The organism is Candidatus Sodalis sp. SoCistrobi (genome assembly GCF_900143145.1).
Lineage (GTDB): Bacteria > Pseudomonadota > Gammaproteobacteria > Enterobacterales > Enterobacteriaceae > SoCistrobi.
Genome location: NZ_FRDB01000190.1, coordinates 1 through 5,521, shown reverse-complemented (window position 1 = coordinate 5,521; position 5,521 = coordinate 1). Strand labels below are relative to the sequence as shown.

Genomic DNA, 5,521 nt, shown 5'->3' with positions numbered 1-5,521 from the left:
TCTGCTCGCTGGCCTATCCATCTTGTTGAATACACTAAAATTATTATCGGAATATAGTCTGGAAGAACTTACTCATTTAGCGAGAGTTGCTCTTAAGCCTCCTCCCTGATGTGTAGATACCTATGCCTTGAGCGCATGACTGTCCGGTTCGGCGCGGCCGAATTGATCGTTGGTGCGCATGACTTTACGCACATCAAACCACGCCGCCGCCACGCCGCGCTGGCGCAAGACTTCCACAAACAGCAGCGTCGACATCAATTCGCCGTGGCTGACCAGCTCATCGGTCAGTGCCAGTGATGTCGCCAGACCCGCCGCTTCGGCCAGCATGGCGATATTATCGATCATCCGGTCGATCTCTTCGCGGATCACCGTCTGCTCCGCCAGACGGTCGATAATGCTGTATTGAATGCGGCGAATTTCATCCAGATAGTAGGCGCGGCGCTCCGCTTCGTTGCCCTCCGACAATGCGACCAGCACATTGGTGACGCCGGCCGAGGCGGAAAGCACCACCAGTCGCACCGCGGGATTGGCTAAGACGATATCCGCGCTGCGGTTCATCGCGTCGAAATCGGCCACGCTGGTGCCGCCGAATTTGGCTACCCGCAGGGGAGCAGCAGAGTTGTTTGACATGCCTAAAAATGCCTCGTGTCGGATGTCATGGCTGATGACATCGGTGAAAAAGACCAGGCACGAGTCAAGCGCGGGAAACAGGGAGCAGGCGTAGAAGTTGGCTACGGTACACCCAGAAGCGCCCCACCGTGCCGATCGCCTGGTGGCGAACAATGCTGGTGACAACCCAGGGGATTCAGCCCCTGTGGTCGACGGCGGCCGGCCCGTATGCCCGCTATCGTCTCGGTGTCGCTCCCCCTGGGGTGTGGTCATGGGAAAACGGATCCTCACACACCCTGCCTGGGCGACGCGCCTCTTCTGGTTAACGCATCAGATGCGTCACTAGGCCATTAGAAATAACGGGTAATAACGATGATGTCAACGTAGCAGCGCGTGAATTTATTATCGCCGGCGCCTTTCCCGGCAAGCGAAAATTAGCGACAGGAAAATCAGCGTGAGTCTGTTAGGCTGAATAAAGGCATGCCGCGAGGTCGACGCCGGTTTTAGCACCAGGCGCTATCATTAGCGCAAGAAAAGGCATCCCCTGCGCGGCGTTAAGCGATACAATCAAAAAATATGCGACGATTTAATCACCTATAAGAGTGTTGTTATGAAAAATATCAATCCTAGTCATACTGCGGCCTGGAAAGCGCTGCAACAACATTTCGCGACCATGAAAGACGTGCAAATAAGCGACCTGTTCGCCCAGGAGCCTGAGCGTTTTTCCTCCTTCTCGGCCACCTTCGACGATCAGATGCTGGTGGATTATTCCAAAAATCGCATCACCGCCGAAACGCTGACCCGGCTGCTGGCGCTGGCGGAAGAGTGTGGCGTGAAGGAGGCCATCGCCGCCATGTTCAGCGGCGAGAAAATCAACCGTACCGAAGATCGGGCGGTATTGCATGTGGCGTTGCGCAACCGCAGCAATACGCCGATTAACGTGGACGGCAAGGATGTCATGCCGGACGTAAACGCGGTGCTGGCAAAAATGAAACACTTTTGCGATCGGGTAATCGGCGGCGAATGGAAGGGGTATACCGGCCGCACCATCACCGATATCGTGAATATCGGCATCGGCGGCTCCGATCTTGGCCCGTATATGGTGACCGAGGCGCTACGGCCTTATAAAAATCATCTTAATATGCACTACGTGTCCAACGTAGATGGAACGCATATTGCCGAAACGATAAAAGACCTGGATCCGGCGACCACGTTATTCCTGGTGGCCTCCAAAACCTTTACCACCCAGGAGACCATGACCAATGCCCATAGCGCCCGGGATTGGTTCTTGAAAACCGCCGGGGATGAGCAACATGTCGCCCGCCATTTCGCCGCGCTGTCTACCAACGCAAAAGCGGTAGCGGAATTTGGCATCGATACCGAGAATATGTTTGAGTTCTGGGATTGGGTAGGGGGGCGCTATTCGCTCTGGTCCGCCATCGGTCTGTCCATTGCGCTGTCGCTCGGCTTCGATAATTTTGAAAACCTGCTCAGCGGCGCGCACGCTATGGACCATCACTTCGTCTCGACGCCGCTGGATAAGAATTTGCCGGTGCTCTTGGCGCTTATCGGTATTTGGTATAACAATTTCTTCGGCATGGAGACGGAGGCGATTTTACCTTACGATCAATACATGCACCGTTTCGCCGCCTATTTCCAGCAGGGCAATATGGAGTCGAACGGGAAATATGTCGATCGTGAGGGGCATGCCGTCGGTTATCAAACCGGGCCTATTATCTGGGGCGAACCGGGTACTAACGGCCAGCATGCGTTTTACCAGCTGATCCACCAAGGGACTAAAATTGTCCCCTGCGACTTTATCGCGCCCGCCATCAGCCACAATCCCCTTGCCGATCACCACGCCAAGCTGCTTTCTAATTTCTTTGCCCAGACCGAAGCGCTGGCTTTTGGCAAGTCTCGTGAGGCAGTGGAGCAGGAATTCAGCGCGGCCGGGAAAACACCGGAACAAGTGCAGCATGTTGCGCCGTTTAAAGTGTTTGAGGGCAACCGTCCCACTAACTCCATTTTGCTGCGCGAGATTACCCCTTATAGTCTGGGCGCACTGATTGCGCTGTACGAACACAAGATTTTCACCCAAGGGGCGATATTGAATATTTATACCTTTGATCAGTGGGGCGTTGAGTTAGGCAAACAACTCGCCAATCGCATTTTGCCGGAATTGGCGCAGGATAATCCGATTGATGCCCACGATAGTTCCACCAACGGCCTGATCAATCGCTATAAAACCTGGCGCCACTGATAAATTTTTCTTGAGGGCGCGCGGCCAGTTTCTGGCCGCTTTTCTTATAGCGTCAGGCGTCAACACGGTAAAGCGTGACGGGGGTAGCGATTTAGAAACACTTTTAGGGTTATTCTTAAAAATACGCCGGTCGGCGTCGGTGGATTACCGTGGATATTACCGGTAAAAAACCATCATTACTTATTAAAAAACAGATAGTTAATATTTTATTCCCGCTGGCATAGTGGCTTCTTATCACAGTCGTGGACCTAATTCATCGCTGCAACTTTTTACCTTATGCAGGGTCCACTTAATATGCCTTTCAGCAAATTATCGCGACAATAACGGAGTGATAGCGATATTTAATTTCACATGTCGATAACAAGGCAGTGGAATATACCGCATTAGTCCGTTCTCACCCGCCTTTCAGCACTTTTATGACCTTCTCAGAGACCAAGAATGCAATCTGTATTTTATTGCATTATATTGCTTTATTATGCTTATATAAGGCAGATAACAATTAACTTAATTTATAGTCATCATCCTCATGAGTTAAGGGTGTTTAATATGAAAAAATTGTTAAGTGTAGTAATAGCTGCAGCGTTGATGGCGAGTGGTTCCTATGCTATCGCAGCACCGGCCACCACCGGTACTGACCAGGGCGGCACCGCAGGTGGCGCAACGGCTTCCGGCCTGAGTGCTGGCGCGGCCACGGCGGTAGGTGTCGGCGCTATCGCCGTTATCGCTGGCGCGGCGTTGATCTCTTCCCACAACGACGATAACGGTGGCGGTAGTAATAACCCCGGCACCAGCACCACGACGTCAACGTTCTAAGTAAAAAAATAATCAGTAACCACACGCGAGTGTGGTTATTTTTTGGGCATTTTTCGTTTAGGATGAAACGACGTGCGCTATTTCTTTTTGTTAGTAGTGTGCTTTCTGTTGGCCGCTTGCAGTCAGTCACAAAAGGGTATAGGTGATACGTTCGCATTGGCCATCTTTGGGACGCCTGACGTTGAGATGACGCCGGCGAAGGTGCGCGCGATCCCTTACGCCAGTATGTACGCCAAGGTGAACGACGGGTCGCAGATTTTCGTGGTGCTGGCGTATGCCGAACAGGGTAATTTGAAATGGGCTACCCGCGACCAGGCGATGCTGGTGACGCGCAACGGGCGTCTCGTCAAGACTCTGGGATTGACGGATAACCTGACTAACCTCGACACCGCCCCCCTTATCCATCCCGATCGCATTCTCAACGGCACCGAATGGACGTCCACCCGGTCCTGGACAGAAAAGGGCCAGCTGCGGGCCGCGACATTTATTTCCCGCTTTAGTCTGGCGGATAATGAAACCCTGACGATACTCAATGTCCCCCGCGCGACCCGCGTGCTTGAGGAAGATGTCACCGTGACAGAACTCAACACGCACTACCGTAACCGCTATTGGGTGGATGCGCGATCCGGCGCCGTGATAAAAACCGAACAATTTATCGGACCGGACTACTTCCCGATCGAAACCACCATCTTAAATCCCTATAAACCATGAAAAAACAACTCTTAGTCGCCGTGAGTTTATGTGCTGGTTTTATCGCGTCCGCCATGGCCGACAGCCGGGTGACGATTCATTATCCTGGGCAATCCCAGGCGCTGGTGTTACAAGGTGCCGCCAATCTGGAACAGCTTACGCTGCGGCCTGAGCTTAACGGACGCACGTGGTGGCCGGGCACCGTGATTGCGGAAAGGACCGCCAGCGGGATACAGCAGCAGACGCAGCAGCAGACGCAGCAGCAGTTGCTGGCTCGATTAAGTGCTTTCAGCGCGGCGCTGCGTGGCGACAATGACGGCGAACTGGCCGGCTCGGTGGACAGGGTGCGCACGCAGTTGGCCGCCATGCGGGTAACCGGGCGGCAGTTTGTGCCGCTGGATCCAGACTGGATACGTTTGCATGCCGAGGCCAATCGCCGCTTGAGCGGCGAATATAGCGTTTATACGCTATCCCGGCCCACCAGCGTACAGGTGGTCGGCGTCACGACGCCTGCCGGCCCGCAGCCCTATCAGCCCGGTCGCGATGTCGCCGAATACCTGCAAACCCATCAGCGCTTGAGCGGCGCGGAAAAGAACGTGGTCTGGGTTATTCAGCCTGATGGCAAAACGGAGAAAGTGCCCGTGGCGTACTGGAATCACCGTCATGTGGAAGTGGCGCCGGGCAGCATCATCTACGTCGGGTTCTCTTCCTGGTCACTGCCCAGGGCCTACCGGGATGTAAATGAACAGATTGTCTCCTTACTGACTCACCGGATCCCTGACTGATGAATAAAAAATATCTTCTCAGTTTTATTGCGCTATCGGTGGCCAGCGCCTGTCAGGCCGCTTCTTACCCTGCGCCGATAGGGCCGTCGCAAATGGATCAGGGCGGTGTGGGCCTGCTGCAAACGCCAACCGGGCGTATGGCGCGGGAAGGCGAGTTCAGCATGAACTATCGCGATAACGATCAGTACCGTTTTTACTCCCTGAACTTACAGCTGTTCCCTTGGCTAGAAAGCACCATGAATCACCCCGGATAAATTAGAGTCTATACTTTAAAAGTGGAGGTCTCTATGACAACGACCAAACGTTACTCTCCGGAAGTCCGTGAACGGGCAGTTAATCTAGTGCTGGAAACTCAGCATGAGCA

4 protein-coding genes, 2 pseudogenes and 1 riboswitch are annotated in these 5,521 nt (G+C 53.6%); of the genes and pseudogenes, 5 read left to right on the top strand and 1 reads right to left on the bottom strand.

Annotation, left to right across the window (positions count from 1 at the left end; genetic code table 11):
- Positions 1-129: 129 nt before the first annotated feature.
- Positions 130-630: pseudogene (locus CINSTRO3249_RS12150) on the bottom strand (lysine-sensitive aspartokinase 3); the annotation flags it as partial.
- Positions 631-738: 108 nt separating this feature from the next.
- Positions 739-935, bottom strand: a riboswitch (Lysine riboswitch).
- A gap of 284 nt (positions 936-1,219) precedes the next feature.
- Between CINSTRO3249_RS12150 and pgi the strand changes: the two are divergent.
- The 5 genes and pseudogenes from pgi to CINSTRO3249_RS12125 form a co-directional block, all read left to right on the top strand.
- Positions 1,220-2,869 (top strand): glucose-6-phosphate isomerase, encoded by a 1,650-nt coding sequence (gene pgi, locus CINSTRO3249_RS12145; RefSeq protein ID WP_074013472.1) that lies wholly within the window; start codon positions 1,220-1,222, stop codon positions 2,867-2,869.
- Positions 2,870-3,307: 438 nt separating this feature from the next.
- Positions 3,308-3,682: an exopolysaccharide production protein YjbE gene (yjbE, locus tag CINSTRO3249_RS12140; protein ID WP_254304362.1), complete on the top strand. Its 375-nt coding sequence runs from the start codon at positions 3,308-3,310 to the stop codon at positions 3,680-3,682.
- A gap of 72 nt (positions 3,683-3,754) precedes the next feature.
- Complete coding sequence (locus CINSTRO3249_RS12135; RefSeq protein ID WP_074013471.1) at positions 3,755-4,393, top strand: YjbF family lipoprotein; 639 nt, start codon at positions 3,755-3,757, stop codon at positions 4,391-4,393.
- On the top strand, positions 4,390-5,157 hold the full coding sequence (locus CINSTRO3249_RS12130) for a capsule biosynthesis GfcC family protein (protein ID WP_074013470.1): 768 nt from the start codon (positions 4,390-4,392) through the stop codon (positions 5,155-5,157). Before CINSTRO3249_RS12135 ends, CINSTRO3249_RS12130 begins: the two co-directional genes overlap by 4 nt.
- A pseudogene (locus CINSTRO3249_RS12125) lies at positions 5,157-5,402 on the top strand (YjbH domain-containing protein); the annotation flags it as partial. The gene CINSTRO3249_RS12130 and the pseudogene CINSTRO3249_RS12125, both read left to right, overlap by 1 nt.
- Positions 5,403-5,521: the final 119 nt, after the last annotated feature.

Coding starts and splice junctions, on each gene's coding strand:
- pgi (WP_074013472.1), top strand. CDS start 1,220: ATGAAAAATATCAATCCTAGTCATACTGCGGCCTGGAAAGCGCTGCAA.
- yjbE (WP_254304362.1), top strand. CDS start 3,308: ATGCAATCTGTATTTTATTGCATTATATTGCTTTATTATGCTTATATA.
- CINSTRO3249_RS12130 (WP_074013470.1), top strand. CDS start 4,390: ATGAAAAAACAACTCTTAGTCGCCGTGAGTTTATGTGCTGGTTTTATC.